General features: G+C 66.5%; 16 protein-coding genes. 5 read left to right on the forward strand and 11 right to left on the reverse strand.

Translation table 11 applies throughout. The annotated features are described in order from the left end of the window. Positions 1 to 45: 45 nt before the first annotated feature. Complete coding sequence (gene dapE, locus E4J89_RS03545; protein ID WP_136784726.1) at positions 46 to 1,134, reverse strand: succinyl-diaminopimelate desuccinylase; 1,089 nt, start codon at positions 1,132 to 1,134, stop codon at positions 46 to 48. A gap of 77 nt (positions 1,135 to 1,211) precedes the next feature. Here dapE and dapD point away from each other — a divergent pair, with 77 nt between their 5' ends. Both dapD and E4J89_RS03555 read left to right on the forward strand, forming a co-directional pair. Then, positions 1,212 to 2,186, forward strand: a complete 975-nt coding sequence (gene dapD, locus E4J89_RS03550; protein WP_136784727.1) for a 2,3,4,5-tetrahydropyridine-2,6-dicarboxylate N-succinyltransferase — start codon at positions 1,212 to 1,214, stop codon at positions 2,184 to 2,186. Positions 2,187 to 2,207: 21 nt separating this feature from the next. Beyond that, positions 2,208 to 3,071, forward strand: coding sequence for a hypothetical protein (locus E4J89_RS03555; RefSeq protein WP_136784728.1), 864 nt, complete (start codon positions 2,208 to 2,210; stop codon positions 3,069 to 3,071). 15 nt (positions 3,072 to 3,086) lie between these two features. On the opposite strand, the gene E4J89_RS03560 is transcribed toward E4J89_RS03555, so the two are convergent. Then, the gene (locus E4J89_RS03560; protein WP_136784729.1) at positions 3,087 to 3,698 is read right to left on the reverse strand and encodes a hypothetical protein; all 612 of its coding nucleotides are present in this window, start codon (positions 3,696 to 3,698) and stop codon (positions 3,087 to 3,089) included. Positions 3,699 to 3,881: 183 nt separating this feature from the next. On the opposite strand from E4J89_RS03560, the gene galE reads away from it, so the two are divergent. Further along, positions 3,882 to 4,895 (forward strand): UDP-glucose 4-epimerase GalE, encoded by a 1,014-nt coding sequence (gene galE / locus E4J89_RS03565; RefSeq protein ID WP_136784730.1) that lies wholly within the window; start codon positions 3,882 to 3,884, stop codon positions 4,893 to 4,895. A gap of 241 nt (positions 4,896 to 5,136) precedes the next feature. Here galE and E4J89_RS03570 read toward each other — a convergent pair whose 3' ends face one another. The 3 genes from E4J89_RS03570 to fdxA form a co-directional block, all read right to left on the reverse strand. Further along, the gene (locus E4J89_RS03570) at positions 5,137 to 6,420 is read right to left on the reverse strand and encodes a citrate synthase (RefSeq protein ID WP_136784731.1); all 1,284 of its coding nucleotides are present in this window, start codon (positions 6,418 to 6,420) and stop codon (positions 5,137 to 5,139) included. Between the two features lie 162 nt (positions 6,421 to 6,582). After that, entirely contained in the window at positions 6,583 to 7,710 is a 1,128-nt protein-coding gene (gene dapC / locus E4J89_RS03575) for a succinyldiaminopimelate transaminase (RefSeq protein ID WP_136784732.1), read from the reverse strand. A gap of 5 nt (positions 7,711 to 7,715) precedes the next feature. Further along, positions 7,716 to 8,039, reverse strand: coding sequence for a ferredoxin (gene fdxA / locus E4J89_RS03580; protein ID WP_127511272.1), 324 nt, complete (start codon positions 8,037 to 8,039; stop codon positions 7,716 to 7,718). Positions 8,040 to 8,131: 92 nt separating this feature from the next. On the opposite strand from fdxA, the gene E4J89_RS03585 reads away from it, so the two are divergent. Beyond that, on the forward strand, positions 8,132 to 8,392 hold the full coding sequence (locus E4J89_RS03585; RefSeq protein ID WP_240691684.1) for a hypothetical protein: 261 nt from the start codon (positions 8,132 to 8,134) through the stop codon (positions 8,390 to 8,392). A gap of 27 nt (positions 8,393 to 8,419) precedes the next feature. Here the strand turns inward: E4J89_RS03585 and E4J89_RS03590 are convergent, their stop codons facing one another. Continuing rightward, positions 8,420 to 9,736 carry an MFS transporter gene (locus E4J89_RS03590; RefSeq protein WP_240691685.1) on the reverse strand — a complete coding sequence of 439 codons (1,317 nt, stop codon included), beginning with the start codon at positions 9,734 to 9,736 and terminating at the stop codon, positions 8,420 to 8,422. 67 nt (positions 9,737 to 9,803) lie between these two features. Between E4J89_RS03590 and E4J89_RS03595 the strand changes: the two genes are divergently transcribed. Further along, positions 9,804 to 10,298 carry a winged helix-turn-helix domain-containing protein gene (locus E4J89_RS03595; RefSeq protein WP_136784734.1) on the forward strand — a complete coding sequence of 165 codons (495 nt, stop codon included), beginning with the start codon at positions 9,804 to 9,806 and terminating at the stop codon, positions 10,296 to 10,298. A 106-nt stretch (positions 10,299 to 10,404) separates the two neighbouring features. Here E4J89_RS03595 and E4J89_RS03600 read toward each other — a convergent pair whose 3' ends face one another. The 5 genes from E4J89_RS03600 to E4J89_RS03620 all read right to left on the reverse strand — a co-directional run bounded on the left by E4J89_RS03600 (position 10,405) and on the right by E4J89_RS03620 (position 16,279). Continuing rightward, entirely contained in the window at positions 10,405 to 10,749 is a 345-nt protein-coding gene (locus E4J89_RS03600; protein WP_136784735.1) for a hypothetical protein, read from the reverse strand. A gap of 197 nt (positions 10,750 to 10,946) precedes the next feature. Further along, positions 10,947 to 12,869, reverse strand: a complete 1,923-nt coding sequence (gene typA, locus E4J89_RS03605) for a translational GTPase TypA (RefSeq protein ID WP_136784736.1) — start codon at positions 12,867 to 12,869, stop codon at positions 10,947 to 10,949. 142 nt (positions 12,870 to 13,011) lie between these two features. After that, positions 13,012 to 14,358 (reverse strand): dipeptidase, encoded by a 1,347-nt coding sequence (locus E4J89_RS03610; RefSeq protein ID WP_136784737.1) that lies wholly within the window; start codon positions 14,356 to 14,358, stop codon positions 13,012 to 13,014. A 2-nt stretch (positions 14,359 to 14,360) separates the two neighbouring features. Then, the gene (locus E4J89_RS03615; RefSeq protein ID WP_136784738.1) at positions 14,361 to 14,810 is read right to left on the reverse strand and encodes a hypothetical protein; all 450 of its coding nucleotides are present in this window, start codon (positions 14,808 to 14,810) and stop codon (positions 14,361 to 14,363) included. After that, positions 14,807 to 16,279 carry an APC family permease gene (locus E4J89_RS03620; RefSeq protein ID WP_136784739.1) on the reverse strand — a complete coding sequence of 491 codons (1,473 nt, stop codon included), beginning with the start codon at positions 16,277 to 16,279 and terminating at the stop codon, positions 14,807 to 14,809. The genes E4J89_RS03615 and E4J89_RS03620 overlap by 4 nt, the downstream gene beginning before the upstream one ends. Between the last annotated feature and the right edge of the window lie 366 nt (positions 16,280 to 16,645).

Below are 16,645 nucleotides of genomic sequence, written 5' to 3' on the forward strand. Positions count from 1 at the left end.
CGACCATCCACGGGCGGACCGACGGCCCCAGCCCGGCCCGGACGGTCAGTCCGCCAACCACCGCCGGAGCGCGGCCAGGCATTCACGAATCGCCTCCGCCGGCACGTGTTCGTTGTCGGTATGGGCCAGCAGCGCATCGCCGGGGCCGAAGTTGACCGCCGGAATGCCCAACTCGCTGAAGCGTGCCACGTCGGTCCAGCCGTACTTGGGCTTCGGCTCAGCGCCCACGGCGGCAACAAAGTCGGCGGCGGCTGGGTGGTTCAGGCCGGGGCGGGCCCCCGCCGCGGCGTCGGTGCGCACCACGGTATAGCCGTCCAGCAGGTTGCGTACGTACAGCTCGGCGTCCTCGGGCGTCTTGTCCGGGGCGAACCGGTAGTTGATTTCCACCGTTGTGCTGTCCGGAATGACATTTCCGGCGGTGCCGCCATTGATCTTCACGGCGTTCAGGCTCTCGCGGTACTCCAGCCCGTCCACGGTCACGGTGGCCGGCTCATGGTCACGGAGCCGGCCCAGGATGTCCGCGGCGGCGTGGATGGCGTTGACCCCCATCCACGCCCGTGCCGAATGTGCCGCTTGTCCGACGGTGCTGGCCTCGAACCGGGCGGTGCCGTTGCAGCCGCCCTCCACCGTGCCGTCGGTTGGTTCCAGCAGGATCGCGAAGTCGCCCTGCAGCAACTGCGGGTGGTTGCGCACCAATCGGCCCAGGCCGCTCAGCGATGCTTCCACTTCCTCGTGGTCGTAGAACACGTAGGTGACGTCCCGGCCCGGTGCGGTGAGCTCGGCGGCCAAAGCCAGTTGCACGGCTACCCCGCCCTTCATGTCGGTAGCACCGCGTCCGTAGAGCACCGAGCCGTCCCACTCCGACGGGACGGTGCCGCGCGAGCCTGCCACGCTCGGCAGCGGTACCGTGTCTAGGTGCCCGGCGAGGATCACCCGCTCCGCCCGGCCCAACTGGGTGCGGGCCACCATGGCGTCGCCGTCCCGGACCACCTCCAGGTGCGGCAGGGTGCGCAAGGCGTGCTCGACGGCGTCGGCCAGTGCCGTTTCATTCCCGGAAACACTATTAATATCGATCAGCGCGGCAGTCAGTTCGGCGACATCGGCGGTCAGGTCCAAGGCGATGGTTGAAGTCACTTCCCCAGCTTAGTCAGCCCGACCCGCGGCACCCTCAACGTGCGGATGCCTCGGGTGCGCTCGGTAGACTTGAACCCATGACTGAGAGCACCACCACGCCCGCAACCGCTCCCCGCACCGCTCACGGCACCGGCCTGGCCACCGTCACCGACGCCGGCACCGTCCTGGACGTCTGGTACCCCGCCCCGGCCTTGGGCACCCCTCCGGCTGGCCAGGACGCCGAAAACGACCTTGCGGCCGATGCCGCCGACAGCGCCGACGCCGATCGCGGCACCCGTCTTGAGGTGCTCAGCCGCAGCATCGATCTGGACGCTCCCCCGGCGGACACTGCGGATGCCTACCTGCGCCTGCATTTGCTCTCCCACCGCCTCGTCGAACCGAATTCGCTGAACATGGACGGCGTCTTCGGCCAGTTGGCCAATGTGGTGTGGACCAACTTCGGTCCGTGCGCCGTGGAAGGCTTCGAATCCGTACGCCGCCGTCTGCGCCGCCGGGGGCAGGTGACGGTGTACGGCGTGGACAAGTTCCCGCGCATGGTCGACTACGTGATTCCGTCCGGCGTGCGGATTGCCGACGCCGACCGTGTCCGGCTGGGCGCGCATCTGGCCGCCGGCACCACCGTGATGCATGAAGGCTTCGTCAACTTCAACGCCGGCACGCTGGGAACGTCCATGGTGGAGGGCCGCATTTCTGCCGGCGTCGTCGTGGCGGACGGTTCCGACGTCGGCGGCGGCGCTTCGATCATGGGCACGCTGTCCGGCGGCGGCAAGGAACGGATCAGCATCGGTGAGCGTGTCTTGCTGGGCGCCAATTCCGGCGTCGGGATCAGCATCGGCGACGATTGCGTCGTCGAAGCCGGCCTTTACGTCACCGCCGGGACGCGGGTCAGCCTCCTTGACGTGGCCAGCGGCGACCACCGCCAGGTCAAGGCCATCGAACTGTCCGGCCTGTCCAGTCTGCTGTTCCGCCGCAACTCCACCAGCGGAGCAGTGGAAGTCCTGCCGCGCAAGGGTCAGAGCGTCGAGCTCAACGCGGTCCTGCACGCCAACTAACAGCACCGCCACGCCACCGCCATGACCAGGGCAGCGCGCACCCGCCGGAGACGAAGCCTTCTCAGCCTGCTCGTGCTGCTTGCCCTGGTCGGCGCTGCCGTCTACTTCGCCGCCACCGAGATTGACCGCAGCCAGACCCTGGTCAGGGAGCGGTGCGTCGCCGTCGTCGGGCCGGACAGCTTTGAGCTGGCACCTGACCAGGCCGCGAACGCCGCGCTGATCTCCGGGATCTCGATCGAGCGCGGGCTGCCGGCGCGCGCGGCGTCGATCGCCCTGGCGACGGCCATCCAGGAGTCCAAGCTGCGCAATATTGACTATGGCGACCATGCCGGCCCCGACTCGCGCGGCTTGTTCCAGCAGCGGCCGTCGCAGGGCTGGGGCACCGAAGAACAGGTCCAGGACCCGGTGTATGCGGCGAACAAGTTTTACGAAGTGCTCGAAAAGGTTCCGGATTATGAGTCGATGCCGGTAACCGACGCAGCCCAGACCGTCCAGCGCAGCGCCTATCCCATGGCCTACGCCGACCATGAGGCCGAAGCCAAGGCCTTCGCCTCGGCATTGACCGGCCACTCCCCTGCCGCCCTGAACTGCGTCCTCAAGGACGCGGAGACGTCCGGCGACCCGACCGCGGTGCTGGAACAGTTGGCCGCAGTCCATCCCGGTTTGGACGCGGCGGTCGCCGGACGCGAGCTCCGGGTGGCCGCGGCCGATGAGCGGGGGTGGGCTGTTGCACAGTGGGCCGTCGCGTCGGCGAAGCAGCTGAACCTCGAATCGGTGGCCTACGCGGGCCTGAGCTGGCAGCGCGACGACGGTGCCTGGGTCGCTGCCAATACCGACGCCGGCTATGTGGTGGTCACGGTGGCGCAAGGCTCCGCGGCGGCCTGAACCACCCGGGCGGCGCTACACCACAAGCTCAACGATCGGCTGCACGTAGCTGCGGAACGTGGTCTCGTCGTCCATCAGCGTCTGGGACATCAGGATCCGGTCCGGCTCCACGAACCACGCGCGGGGCTCGCCCAGCGGAAGCTCGATCAACTTCAACTCGAACGACCGCGCCGCGCGTCCCAGCTCCATCTCCCGGTCCTGCACCAGTTCACGGACCAGTCCCGCCTTGCCCTTGGCTTCCCGTTCCTGAGCCATCTTTGAGTACTCGGCCATCCTGGCTCGCGACCAACTCATCGCCGCACCGAAGTGGGCTTGCAGCAGCCGCTGCAAGGCCGGACTGCCGGTAAAGGCGGAGAACGACGGCGGTGTCAGTTTCGCGGCGTTTCCCGGACGGTCGCGAACCAAGTCCGCCCACCACTGCTCCCATTCGCCGCGCAAGGCGGAGGGGCCGCCGACGTTGGCGGTCAGTTGGCGCGGATCAGCCGTACGGACGGCGGGCACCACGGGTGAGACCGCAGGTGATCCGGCTCCGGTGAGACCGGCGACGTCGCGAAGATACAGGGCCAGCAGCATATGCCCTGAGGTGTCGGCGGTGATCCGCCACCCCGGTCCACCTGTATGGTGCATCCGGTCCGTGTCCTTTCGCTCGCGTCGGCGGGAGCAGCGCAGCGTTGATGCGCCCGCTGCGGCTTGCGCACGGGATGCCGCTGCTGCCGGTAGCTCAACTCTAGACCTTGCTGTCCAGCCCCTCCAGCAGGCGGGCCGCGGACACGGCCGGGGAGGCTGGGCCGAACTACTAAGCTGGTAGGCATGAGAATTCTGGTCACCGGAGGAACCGGCTTCATTGGCTCGCACACCACCCTTGCCCTCTTGGAGGCGGGCCACGATGTAGTGGTGCTCGACAATCTGGCCAATTCCAGCCAGGAATCGCTGCGCCGGGTCCAGCAGCTTTCCGGCCGGGAAGCACGGTTCCACCACGTCGACCTCCTGGATGAGCCTGCCCTGCACCGGGTGTTGGAGACCGAAGCCGTGGACGCGGTGATCCACTTTGCCGGTTTGAAGGCCGTGGGCGAGTCGGTGGAAAAACCGCTGCACTACTACCACAACAACGTGGGCGGAACACTGAACCTGCTCCGGGCCATGGACGCCCACAACGTTCGCACCATTGTCTTCAGCTCCTCGGCCACCGTGTACGGTTCCACCGAGGAAGTCCCGTTGACCGAGAAGCTGCCGCTGGACGCCATCAACCCCTACGGCCGGACCAAGGAGCAGATCGAGGACATCCTGTCCGATCTGGGCGCCTCCGACCCCCGCTGGCATGTGGCACTGCTGCGCTACTTCAATCCGGTGGGTGCGCATGAGTCCGGACAAATCGGCGAGGATCCGACCGGCGTACCGAACAACCTGCTGCCGTTCGTGGCCCAAGTGGCCGTGGGCCGCCGGGACAAGGTCCGGGTGTTCGGCAGCGACTACCCGACGCCGGACGGCACCGGCGTGCGCGACTACATCCACGTGATGGACCTGGCGGCCGGGCATTTGGCCGCGCTGGACTTCATCGCGCAACGGTCCGGGGTACGCCGCTGGAATCTGGGCACCGGCAAGGGCTCGTCCGTGCTGGAGGTCCTCGCCGCATTCGGCAAGGCCGCCGGGTTCGACATCCCCTACGAGCTGACCGACCGCCGTCCCGGCGACGCGGCCGTCAGCTACGCGGATCCCTCCTCGGCGCTGGCCGAACTCGGCTGGTCGGCAGTGAAGAACCTGGAGCAGATGTGCGAGGACCACTGGCGCTGGCAGAAGAACAACCCCAACGGCTACGCCAGCTGATCGGGTAGGTGGCAGTCGACTGGGGATTGGGGATTATCGTAAGCGCGCATCGCCGAGCGAGGAACGAGCGAGGTGTCTAAGCGCGTCGATGATCCCCAATCCTCGACAACGCCGAACGGCCCCTGGATTGCTCCGGGGGCCGTTCGGTGTTAAGGCATGGTCTCCACGCGCTCGCTGGCGCTCGCTTGGTCGACCACCGGGAGCGCTCGCTGGCGCTCGCTGGGTCGACCTCCGCGGGTGTTTAGCGGGCGGGGTACTGGCGCTCCTGGGCGCCCGTGTACAGCTGGCGCGGGCGGCCGATCTTCGTCTGCGGATCCTTGATCATCTCGCGCCACTGGGCAATCCAGCCCGGCAGCCGGCCGATGGCGAACAGCACGGTGAACATCTTCTCCGGGAAGCCCATCGCCTTGTAGATCAGCCCGGTGTAGAAGTCCACGTTCGGGTACAGCTTGCGCTCAATGAAGTAGTCATCCGCCAGCGCCTTCTCTTCCAGGCGCATGGCGATGTCCAGCAGCTCGTCGTTGCCGCCGAGCTTGCCCAGGATCTCGTGCGCGGTGGCCTTCACCAGGCGGGCGCGCGGATCGTAGTTCTTGTAGACGCGGTGCCCGAAGCCCATCAGGCGAACGCCGGCTTCCTTGTTCTTGACCTTCTCCATGAACTGCTCCGGCTCCTGGCCGCTGGCCTGGATTTGGCGGAGCATGTTCAGCACGGCCTCGTTCGCGCCGCCGTGCAGCGGTCCGAACAGGGCGTTGATGCCGGCGGAGACGGACGCGAACATGTTGGCGTTGGAGCTGCCCACCAAGCGCACGGTGGAGGTGGAGCAGTTCTGCTCATGGTCTGCGTGCAGGATCAGCAGCAGGTCCAGCGCCTTGACCACGGTCGGGTCCAGCTCGTAGGGCTCGGCCGGCAGGCCGAAGCTCAGCCGCAGGTAGTTCTCCACCAGGTTCATGGAGTTGTCCGGGTACAGCAGCGCCTGGCCGATGGACTTCTTGTGCGCGTAGGCGGCGATCACCGGCAGCTTGGCCATCAGCCGGATGGTGGACAGTTCCACCTGCTCGTCATCAAACGGATCCAGCGAGTCCTGGTAGAAGGTGGACAGCGCGCTGACCGCGGAGGACAGCACCGGCATCGGGTGCGCATCGCGCGGGAACCCGCCGAAGAAGCCCTTAAGCTCCTCGTGCAGCAGCGTGTGGCGGCGGATCTTGTGGTCGAACGTTTCCAGCTCGGTGGGAGTGGGCAGTTCGCCGTAGATCAGCAGGTAGGACACTTCCAGGAAGGATGAGTGTTCGGCAAGCTGTTCGATCGGGTAGCCGCGGTAGCGGAGCACACCGGCGTCGCCGTCAATGTAGGTGATGGCGGAAGTGGTCGCCGCGGTGTTCATGAACCCGGGGTCGAACGTGACGGCGCCGGTCTGCTTCAGCAGCTTGGATACGTCATAACCGTCGTTGCCTTCGGCAGCCTTGAGCCGTGGGAGTTCGAGTTCGCCGCCATCGAAGTGCAGCGTGGCACCGGTGTGCTCAGTCATTGAGTCCCCTTCAGGAGGTTTAGAAGCTTACGGCACGCCGGGCGCTTTTAGCACTGAGCATGCTCATACTCGGGTAAAACGCTACCCGCACAGTCACCGATATATCTAATCCGGGACCCATATTTTTGTTCGCATCCACAGTCGGCGGCCGTCCGTACATGGTCAGGAAAGCCGTTCGACGGCGGCGTCGATCCGTTCGTCGCTGCCGGTCAGCGCCACCCGGACGTAGCCTTTTCCGGCTTCGCCGTAAAACACCCCCGGCCCAATCACCATGCCCAGCTCGGCAAAGCGGCCCACGGTTGTCCAGGTATCTTCTCCCGCGGTTCCCCACAGGTACAGTCCGGCTTCTGAATGCTGGATCTCCAAACCGAACTTCTGCAGCGCCGGCAGCAGCCGCTCACGCCGGGCCCGGTACAGGTCCTTTTGCTCCTGCACGTGCGCATCGTCCTGCAGCGCCGCCCGCATGGCGGCCTGGACCGGGAAGGGCACGATCATGCCTGCGTGTTTGCGGCTGTTGATCAGGTTGGGCATCAGCTCCGGATCTCCGGCCAGGAAGGCCGCCCGGTAGCCGGCGAGGTTGGACTGCTTGCTGAGCGAATACGTGCACAGCAGGCCCTGGTGCGAGCCCTGCGCCACTGCCGGATCCAGCACGCTGGGAACGATCTGTCCGCCACGCGCCGTGTCCCATCCGCCCCAGCCCAATTCCGCGTAGCACTCGTCGGAAGCGACGACGGCGCCCAGCATCCGGGCGTCCTCCACCAGGGCGCGCAGCTCGTCCTCGCCGCGGACAATGCCAGTGGGGTTTCCCGGCGAGTTGACCCACACCAGCTTTACCCGGTTCCTGGTCTGCGCATCCAGTTCGGCCAGGCTGTCGGCAGCCACCGGGGTGGCTCCGGCCAGGATGGCACCGATGTCGTAGGTGGGATAGGCGACGACGGGCCGCACCACCACGTCGCCCGCGCCGAGTCCCAGCAGCGTGGGCAGCCAGGCAACAAGTTCCTTGGAACCGACGGTGGGCATGATCGCCGCCGGGTCCATCCCGGGCACATTGCGACGGCGGGCAAACCAGTCCGCGATCGCTTCGCGCAGTTCGGCGGTGCCGTGCGTGGTCGGATAGCCCGGGGCGTCGGCGGCGGCGGCCAAAGCCTCGCGGATGACGGCCGGGGTGGGGTCAACCGGCGTGCCGATGGACAAATTCACCGCACCGCCGGGGTGTTCTGCTGCCTTCCGCGCATAGGGTGCCATCGCATCCCACGGGTACTCCGGCAACTGCAGGCCGAAAGAACTCATCGAGTTCAGTCTTGGTTCTGCGGCGGCAGCGCGGCAATCAGCGGGTGGTCCTTGTGGGTGTTGCCCAGCTTGGCAGCACCGCCCGGCGAGCCCAGATCGTCGAAGAACTCCACGTTGGCCTTGTAGTAGTCGGCCCACTCCTCGGGAGTGTCATCCTCATAGTAGATTGCTTCCACCGGGCAGACCGGTTCGCACGCACCGCAGTCCACACATTCATCGGGATGGATGTACAGGGACCGTTCACCTTCATAGATACAGTCCACCGGGCATTCTTCAATACATGCCTTGTCTTTTACATCCACGCACGGCTGTGCGATTACGTACGTCACGTTCCGTCAGCACCTTTCTGAACAGTTAGCCCTAGCGTATCGCTTGGGACCATTATCTCCCCAGCCGGAGGCCGCACCCCTAGGATGGTCACGTGATACCCGCTACTCCTTCAGCTCCTGCCGCGTTTCTGGCCTCGGCTGCTCCCGGGACGCGGGTGGTGGTCCGCTACCGGGTTGAGGGTGGATTCACGGACGCGCTGGGTGACCTGCTGGCGGTGGATGCGGACACCTGCACGGTCAGGACGGCGCGGCGCGGCGACGTGGTTGTTCCGTTGCCCGCGGTGACAGCCGCCAAACAGGTTCCGCCCGCGCCGCCTCGTCGCGGACCGCGGGCAGGACGTCAGCCCTCGTAGCTGTCCGGCAGGGCCGCGGGCAGGACGTCAGCCCTCGTAGCTGTCCGGCAGCCGGCGCAAAGTCCAGAGCGGGGAGAACAGCACCGGCACCGCCGCGAGCAAGGTCCCGGCGACGCCGATCCACAGCGTCGGCACCAATCCGATGGCGTGGCCCAGCACGCCGGCGAGCAGCCCGGAGAGCGGCAACACACCGTACACCAGGAACCGGATCGAAGCGTTCATTCGTCCCAACAGCCGCGGCGGGCACACCCGCTGGCGCATGGTCACCTGCATGACGTTGTAGACCAGCGAGCAGAAGGAAAGGCCCGCCTCGCCCACCACCAAGAGGATCAGCGCCCATGCTTCATCCGGCATGAGCACCGACAACGGCATGGCCATCAGGAACACCGCCGAGGCAAGGCTGGCCAGCGGGATCAGGGCTCCCTCACCGGTCAACTTGGCCAGTCGCGGCGCCGCCACCGCGCCCAGCAGTCCCCCGGCGGCAGCCACAGAATAGACCAGCCCCAGCGCTCCCGCGCCCAGGCCCAGCTCGCGCAGCACCAGGAGGGGAAACAGCGTAGCCGCCAAGCCCGCAAAGAAGTTCGTGAGGCCGGTGCAGGCGGCGATCCGGCTGATCAGCGGATGCCGCACCACGAAGCCGAGTCCTTCCTTGATCTCCACCGCCAGCGGCCTCCGGTCGTGCCGCGGCGCACGCGCTTCGCGGTCTCGGGTGCGGGCCAGGAACAGCGCCGAGAAAAGGTACCCGACGGTGTCCGCCAGGAACAGCAGCGGGGCCGCGATCACCTGCAGCAGGGCGCCGCCGGCAGCCGGCCCGCCCATCCTCGCCAGCTGGGCCGTGCTCTCCAGCTTTGAGTTGGCATCCGGGACCTGGTCGTTGCGGACCAGCACCGGCACGTAACTCTGGTACGCCACGTCGAAGAACACCGTCGCGATGCCCAGTACGCCGGCCACCGCGTACAAGTGCCACATGTGCAGCAGGTCCATCCACCACAGCAACGGGACGGACAGCATGGCGGCGGCCCGCACCAGGTCCGCGGTGATCATGACCTGTCGCTTCAGCCAGCGGTCCACCCATGCCCCGGCCGGGAGCCCGATCAGCAGAAAGGCCGCGGTGGCGCTGGCGTTGAGCACGCCCACCTGGAACTCGCTGGCACCAAGGATGACCACCGCAAGCACCGGCATGGCCAGATGGCCAATCTGGACCCCGAACTGGCTGATGCTTTGGGCGGACCAGAAGGCGGCGAAGTTCCGGTCCCGCCATAACGACGGCGGTGCTTGGCGCAGCGCGGAAGCTTCGGCTTCCGGCGGGGCGGCGGCAGCAGGCGGGGCGGGCGGCTCGGTCACCGTCACAGTCTCAGTCAGCGATTGGGGAAAGTCAATCAATATGCCGGTGGTGTCGTATGCTGGATTCATGCCTACGGATCAGGACCTGCAAGCCACCGGGCGGGCGCTCAGCTCGCCGGTCAGGCTGCGTATTCTTCGGCTCTGCCTGCACCGGTCCCGGACCAACAAGGAGATCGCAGAGCTGCTCGGACTGAATCCGGCCACTTCACTGCATCATGTGCGCACGCTGCTCAACACCGGCTTCCTGGAGGCCGAGGAGCCCCGCAAGGGCAACCGCGGCGCCAAGGAAGTCCCCTACCGCGCCACGCGGATGTCCTGGGGCGCCAAGATGCCGGACGCTGCGCCGGTGCTGGTGGAGACCTTCTTGCAGGAAATCGAGGGGCTGGCCCCGGACGAGATCGAAACGACGCGGATGGGCATCAAACTCAACGACGCGCACCGCAAGGAGATGCTGGCGAAGATCCGTGCCATCTTCGAGGAATACGCGATGCTGCCCGCGGACGAGGACGGGACCGCTACCTCAATTTTCCTGGCCCACCACGTGGACCGAACAGCCAACTGAGCGCCGCCCGCCCGGGCTGGAATCGGGTTGGCTTGGAGATGGAATCAGCCCGGCGTGCGGATGGAATCCAGCGCGCCAAGGGTGAACCCGGCCGCTGAGGATGGAATCAGGCTTTGGTCCGCCGCGGTTTCAGCGCCCAGATGCAGACCAGCATCGCCGCCAACGTGGCCGGGACCAGCCCGATCATCCAGATCCGGCCGGCCATGGCAATCGGCAACTCCACCGGGGCTGACGTCCCCGTGACAATCAGAGGCTCGGTTCCCGGCGCCAAGGCCATCAGCCCGACGAGGACATACGCGAGAACCCCCGTGAGCCCGGCGATCATCACATTGCGCGCCTTGAGCCCGGCCCAGACCATCACCGCCAGGGCAAACAGCAAAGCCGCTGCGGCCCCCCACGGATAGCTGGCGTCCTGGGCGTAGAGAATTTGCGAGTGCAGGGCGGTCCCCACGACCGCTATCGCGACCGCGCCGAAGACAGCGGCGCCCCAGCCATGGAAGGGGGTACGCCGCCGTCGTGCTTCACGCCGTTCCGGCGCCGGGCCAGGTTGGTTAACAGCGGAAGGTTGATTAACAGCGGAAGGCAACCCGCCGTGGTCTCCGGCGGGTTGCCTCTGCTCTGTCATACGGTCCAGTTTATGCCCTGGCGTTAGGCCCTGGCGCGCGCACGGGCGACCTTCAGCCGTTCGTTGGCATCGAGGACCACCTTGCGGATGCGGATCGCCTCCGGGGTGACCTCGACGCACTCGTCCTCGCGGGCGAATTCGAGCGACTCTTCCAGCGTGAGGTTCCGCGGCGGGGTGAGGTTCTCGAAGCTGTCGGAGGAAGCGGCACGCATGTTGGTGAGCTTCTTTTCCTTGGTGATGTTCACGTCCATGTCATCGGCACGCGAGTTCTCGCCGACGATCATGCCTTCGTAGACCTCTGACGTGGGCTGGACGAAGAAGGAGCCGCGCTCCTGCAGGTTGATCATCGCGAAAGGAGTGACCACGCCTGACCGGTCGGCCACCATCGAGCCGTTCGTGCGGTACTCGATCGGCCCGGCCCACGGTTCGTAGCCCTCGGAAATGGATGCGGCAATGCCGGCGCCCCTGGTGTCGGTCATGAACCGGGTGCGGAACCCGATCAGGCCGCGGGCCGGCACGATGAATTCCATCCGGACCCAACCGGTGCCGTGGTTGGCCATGTTGGTCATCCGGCCCTTGCGGGCGGCCAGCAACTGGGTCACCGCGCCGAGGTAGTCCTCGGGTACGTCGATGGTCATGTGCTCCATCGGCTCGTGGACCTTTCCGTCGATGGTCTTGGTGACCACCTGGGGCTTGCCCACGGTCAGCTCGAAGCCTTCGCGGCGCATCTGCTCCACCAGGATGGCCAGTGCCAGCTCACCGCGGCCCTGGACCTCCCAGGCGTCCGGGCGCTCGGTCGGCAACACCTTCAGCGAAACGTTGCCGATCAGTTCCTTGTCCAGCCGATCCTTGACCTGGCGGGCCGTGACCTTGGCGCCCTTGACCCGGCCGGCCAGCGGCGAGGTGTTAATACCGATGGTCATCGAGATAGCCGGATCGTCCACGGTGATGAGCGGCAGCGGCTGCGGGTCCTCGGCGTCGGTCAGGGTTTCACCGATGGTGATGTCTTCGATGCCGGCGACGGCGACAATCTCGCCCGGGCCGGCCGATTCCGCCGGAACCCGCGACAGGCCCTTGGTGGCCAGCAGTTCGGAGATCCGCACATTCTTCAGCTGGCCGTCCTGGCGGGCCCAGGCCACGGTCTGGCCCTTCTGCAGGGTGCCGTTGTAGATGCGCAGCAGGGCCAGGCGGCCCAGGAACGGGGAAGCGTCAAGGTTGGTCACGTGGGCCTGCAGCACGCCGTCCGGGTTGTAGGACGGGGCAGGGACGTGCTCCATGATGGTGGCGAACAGCGGCTCCAGGTCCTCGTCCTCCGGCAGGGCGCCGTCGGCAGGCTGGGTCAGCGACGCGCGGCCGGCCTTGCCGGAAGCGTAGACCACGGGGACGTTGAGGACGGCGTCCAGATCCAAGTCCGGAACTTCGTCGGCCAAGTCGGAGGCCAAGCCCAGCAGCAGGTCCATCGCCTCGGCAACGACGGCGTCGATGCGAGCGTCCGGGCGGTCGGTCTTGTTGACCACCAGCACCACCGGAAGCTTGGCTGCCAGGGCCTTACGCAGCACGAAGCGGGTCTGCGGCAGCGGACCCTCCGAAGCGTCCACCAGCAGGACCACGCCGTCCACCATGGACAGTCCGCGCTCCACCTCGCCACCGAAATCGGCGTGGCCCGGAGTGTCGATCACGTTGATGGTGATGGTCTCGCCCTGGGCGGACGGGCCGGAGTAGAACACAGTGGTGTTCTTGGCCAGGATGGTGATGCCCTTTTCGCGTTCCAACTCCCCGGAGTCCATCACGCGCTCTTCGGTCTCGCCGTGGGTGGAGAAGGCACCGGTGTGCCTCAACATGGCGTCCACGAGCGTGGTCTTACCATGGTCGACGTGGGCTACGATGGCGACGTTGCGAAGGTCGCTGCGAACGGCGCTCTGCGTCGATGTGGTGGTTTCAGACATGCGGGATTACTCTTCCGTGGATTACATGGAACCTGGGCCTAATATCGGACAGCCAGCGCCGTGCCCGGATGCGGGTAGGCACTCCATTGTAATCCGCCGTGCCACTGATGGCCTAACGGAGACCGGAGCCGGTGCTCACGGTTTACCGGACTTCGGCGCCGTAGCCGCGCAGGAACAACGCCAAACTCAGCGCGAGGTGTTCGATTTCGGCCGGGTCAACGCTTTCGTTCGGAGCATGAATGAGCGCGAGCGGCTCCTCCACACCCATCAGGATGATCTCCGCCTCCGGATACGTGTCCGCGAGCACATTGCACAAAGGGATGGACCCACCCTGGCCGAGCATGGTCATTGCCGTGCCGTACGCTTCCTGCATCGCAGCGCCCATCGCCCGGAACCCCGGCCCGTCGGTGGAAGCCTCGAACGGCGAGCCGACCGCTTCGGTCCACACGTCGACGGTCACGCCCCAAGGGACGGCACCGCGCAACTGCGCGACCAACGCGTCGTGGGCCTCGTTGGCATCGGTGCCCGGCGGTATTCGTAGATTAAGCCGGGCGGCGGCGCGCGGCACGATCGCAGCTGACGAGCCCGTCACCGGAGGGCAGTCAATGCCCAGCACGGTCACGGCAGGCCGGGACCACAGCATGTCCGAAACCGTTCCGTCCCCGAGCAACTCCACTCCCTCGAGCACGCCGGCGTCGGTGCGGAACTGCTCGGCCGGATACGGCTCGCCGTGCCAGGACCGGGTCGCGTCGAGTCCCTCGATCGTCGTGTTCCCTTTCTCGTCGCGGAGGCCGGCGAGCGTTTCGATCAGGGCCGCCAAGGCGTCCGGGGCCGGTCCACCGAACATCCCGGAGTGGACTTCGGACGCGAGAGCCTGCACGGTGACAACCACGTTCGCCATGCCCCGCAGGCTGACGGTCGCGGCGGGCCGACCGACCGCTGCGTTGCCGGTGTCGCAGACCAGGATCGTGTCCGCCCGCAGCACATCCGGGTTGGCTTCCACGAAAGACTCCAGCCCGCCCGTGCCCTGCTCCTCCGAACCCTCGGCGACGAGTTTCAGGTTCACGGGAATGTCGTCGCCGAGCGCCCGCAGCGCCAGCAGGTGCATGACGATGTTGCCTTTGCAGTCCGCTGCCCCACGTCCATACCACCGACCGTCGACCTCGGTGAGCTCGAACGGCGGCGTACGCCACGCGGACTCGTCCAGTGGCGGCTGTACATCGTAGTGCGCATACAGCAAGACCGTGGGGGCATCCGGATCGGCAGCGATGCGCTGCCCGACCACTGCCTGGCTCCCGTCCGGGGTCAGTTCAAGACGCGCGTCGGCGAAACCGAGTTCGGTGAACTTGTCGCGTACCCACTCGGCAGCCCGGGTGCATTCCTCAGGCGGAAACTGGCGCGGGTCGGCCACCGATTTCATGGCCACAAGTTCCGCGAGCTCCGCTTGTACGGTGGCCATCATTTCGCTGATCCGAGCATGCAAGTCCACGGTCATCCGTTCGCCGAGCCTGTCGTGGCGAGGTTTTCGACGACCTGCTGGAATTCTTCCAGCTCATCGGGGCAATACACCTTGATGATCGCCAGCTGACCCCGGAAGACGGCGTTGTCCACCAAGACCGGGCGGATGCCCGGCCCACTCGCACCGTTCGTGAGCAGTCCGTAAAGCGTTGCGCGGCTGAGTGCCCGATTGGGGTCAGCGCACACTGCGCCTCCATCGTCGCCCAGCACACGGGCCACGACTTCCGGCGCCGGCGTAGCGGTCGCACCGGCTTCGTGGAGCACCTGAACAAGTTCGGTGGCTTTCTCCTCAGCCCGCTGGCTCTCGCGTGCGCTGCTGAACGCGATCACCGCCCACACGGCAAGGATCACCAGGACTACCGCCACCACCACGTAGAGCACCGATCGCTGGCGGGGGCTCTGCTGCTCGGCTCCCGTACTCATGTCGCCGCTCCCTCCGACTCACTGGCGGCATCCGGCAGCTTCCACGACGGCTTTCGGAGCCGGTAGAACAGCCACGGTATGAGCAGCCCGAGGCCGAGCGCCCCGCCGCCGACGATCACCAAGTAGATCAACGGATTGCCACCACCAAACTGCGACGGCGGAATGAAACCGACGAGGAGGGCGGCCAGCGAGGCCGCGAACCCGACGCCGCAGAGACTGACAAGCATGGGTGCCCTGTACCCCCGTGGGTGGTCCGGGTGGCTGCGGCGCAACCGCACGGCCGCCACGAACATCAGCAGGTACATGATCAGGTACACCTGGGTGGTGATCACCGAGAAGATCCAGTATGCGCTCGACACGCTGGGGATGAGCGCATAGCCGAGGGCGATCACCGTGGTGACGATGCCCTGCGTCACCAACAGGTTCTGCTGCACGCCGTTCTTGTTCAGCTTCTGCAGGAACGGGGGAAGGTACCCTTCCTGGCGCGAGATGAGCAACAGGCCCTTCGATGGCCCGGCCAGCCAGGTCAGCATGCCGCCAAGCGAGGCGGATACCAGCGCGATGCCGATGATCGGGGTGAGCCATTGCCAGTTGAACACCGCGAGGACCGCGTCGAACGCCTGCATGACGCCCGCCGTGAGCGAGAGCTGATCGGCCGGCACGATCCAGCTGATGGCCAGTGCGGGCAGGATGAAGATCAGCAGCACCAAGCCCATCGCAAGGAAGATCGCTTTCGGGAACTCCTTGTCCGGCCGGCGCAACGACGACACATGGACCGCATTCATCTCCATGCCGCTGTAGGACAGGAAGTTGTTGACAATGAGCACCAAGCTCGCGAGGCCGGCCCACTCCGGGAAGAAGTTGGCTGCGGTCATGGGGGCGGCGGACGGATTTCCTTGGCCGAGGAAGACGGCGCCGAGCAGCACCAACAGGGTGCCGGGAATAAGCGTTCCGATGATCAGGCCGGCACCGGCAAGGCCCGCGACGCCCTTGGTGCCTCGGGACGAGATGAGCACGCCCGACCAGTAGCAGACCACGATCACCAGCGCAGTCCACGGCCCGCTGCTCGCGAGCTCGGGGTTGATCACGTAGGCGAGCGTGGATGCCACAAACCCGAGCAGGGTCGGATAGTAGAAGATGGTCATCGCGAACTGGCACCAAACGGCAAGGAAGCCCATGGGCTTCGAGATGCCGGTGGCGACCCAGTTGTAGACGCCGCCCTTCCACCCCGATGCCAGCTCCGCCGAGACCAGCGAGGTCGGCAGCAGGAAGACAATCGCCGGTACAAGGTACAGGAAGACCGCTGCCAGTCCGTAGACCGCCATGGTCGGCGAAGGCCGCAGACTGGCTACCGAAGCCGTGGTCATGAGCGCCAGCGCGACCCACGAGATGTAGGCGGCGGCGGGAGGCTTGGCCGCGGGCAGCCCCGAAGCGCTGGCGCGACCGTCTGAAGAATCGGCGGCACTCATCAGGGCCTCCTTGGCCCGGGCATGGCTGCCCGCAGCCATGCGGACCCGTGAGGATCCGAACTCAACCGCATGTCCACGGTGTCCACCTCCAGGTAATCGCCTCGACGTTGCCCCTCAGGCACCCAATGTTCTGACCGGTGGCGTCGAGTTACCGATCTGATGCTGAGGATCGTCGCAGAACCTGGGCTCGTCGGGCATCGTCCGGGCAGGATGATCTCTGCAGCGGCTCAGACCAGCGGAGGGGTGCCTGTGGCTTCCTCCGCCCCGCCCGGATGCCCTCCCCCGACCAGGGGAATGGTTTCTAGCGGCTCTTCGCCGGAACCGGTGCAGGCGAGGAGCCGCCTAGGGACTGTGCAGCGACGCACC

This window comes from Arthrobacter sp. CAU 1506 (assembly GCF_005047635.1).
GTDB lineage: Bacteria > Actinomycetota > Actinomycetes > Actinomycetales > Micrococcaceae > Crystallibacter.

What these genes read in the sequence shown, in the direction of transcription:
- dapD (WP_136784727.1), top strand. Translation starts at nt 1,212, where the DNA reads ATGACTGAGAGCACCACCACGCCCGCAACCGCTCCCCGCACCGCTCAC.
- E4J89_RS03555 (WP_136784728.1), top strand. Translation starts at nt 2,208, where the DNA reads ATGACCAGGGCAGCGCGCACCCGCCGGAGACGAAGCCTTCTCAGCCTG.
- E4J89_RS03560 (WP_136784729.1), bottom strand. Translation starts at nt 3,698, where the DNA reads ATGCACCATACAGGTGGACCGGGGTGGCGGATCACCGCCGACACCTCA.
- galE (WP_136784730.1), top strand. Translation starts at nt 3,882, where the DNA reads ATGAGAATTCTGGTCACCGGAGGAACCGGCTTCATTGGCTCGCACACC.
- E4J89_RS03570 (WP_136784731.1), bottom strand. Translation starts at nt 6,420, where the DNA reads ATGACTGAGCACACCGGTGCCACGCTGCACTTCGATGGCGGCGAACTC.
- dapC (WP_136784732.1), bottom strand. Translation starts at nt 7,710, where the DNA reads ATGAGTTCTTTCGGCCTGCAGTTGCCGGAGTACCCGTGGGATGCGATG.
- E4J89_RS03595 (WP_136784734.1), top strand. Translation starts at nt 9,804, where the DNA reads ATGCCTACGGATCAGGACCTGCAAGCCACCGGGCGGGCGCTCAGCTCG.
- typA (WP_136784736.1), bottom strand. Translation starts at nt 12,869, where the DNA reads ATGTCTGAAACCACCACATCGACGCAGAGCGCCGTTCGCAGCGACCTT.
- E4J89_RS03615 (WP_136784738.1), bottom strand. Translation starts at nt 14,810, where the DNA reads ATGAGTACGGGAGCCGAGCAGCAGAGCCCCCGCCAGCGATCGGTGCTC.
- E4J89_RS03620 (WP_136784739.1), bottom strand. Translation starts at nt 16,279, where the DNA reads ATGAGTGCCGCCGATTCTTCAGACGGTCGCGCCAGCGCTTCGGGGCTG.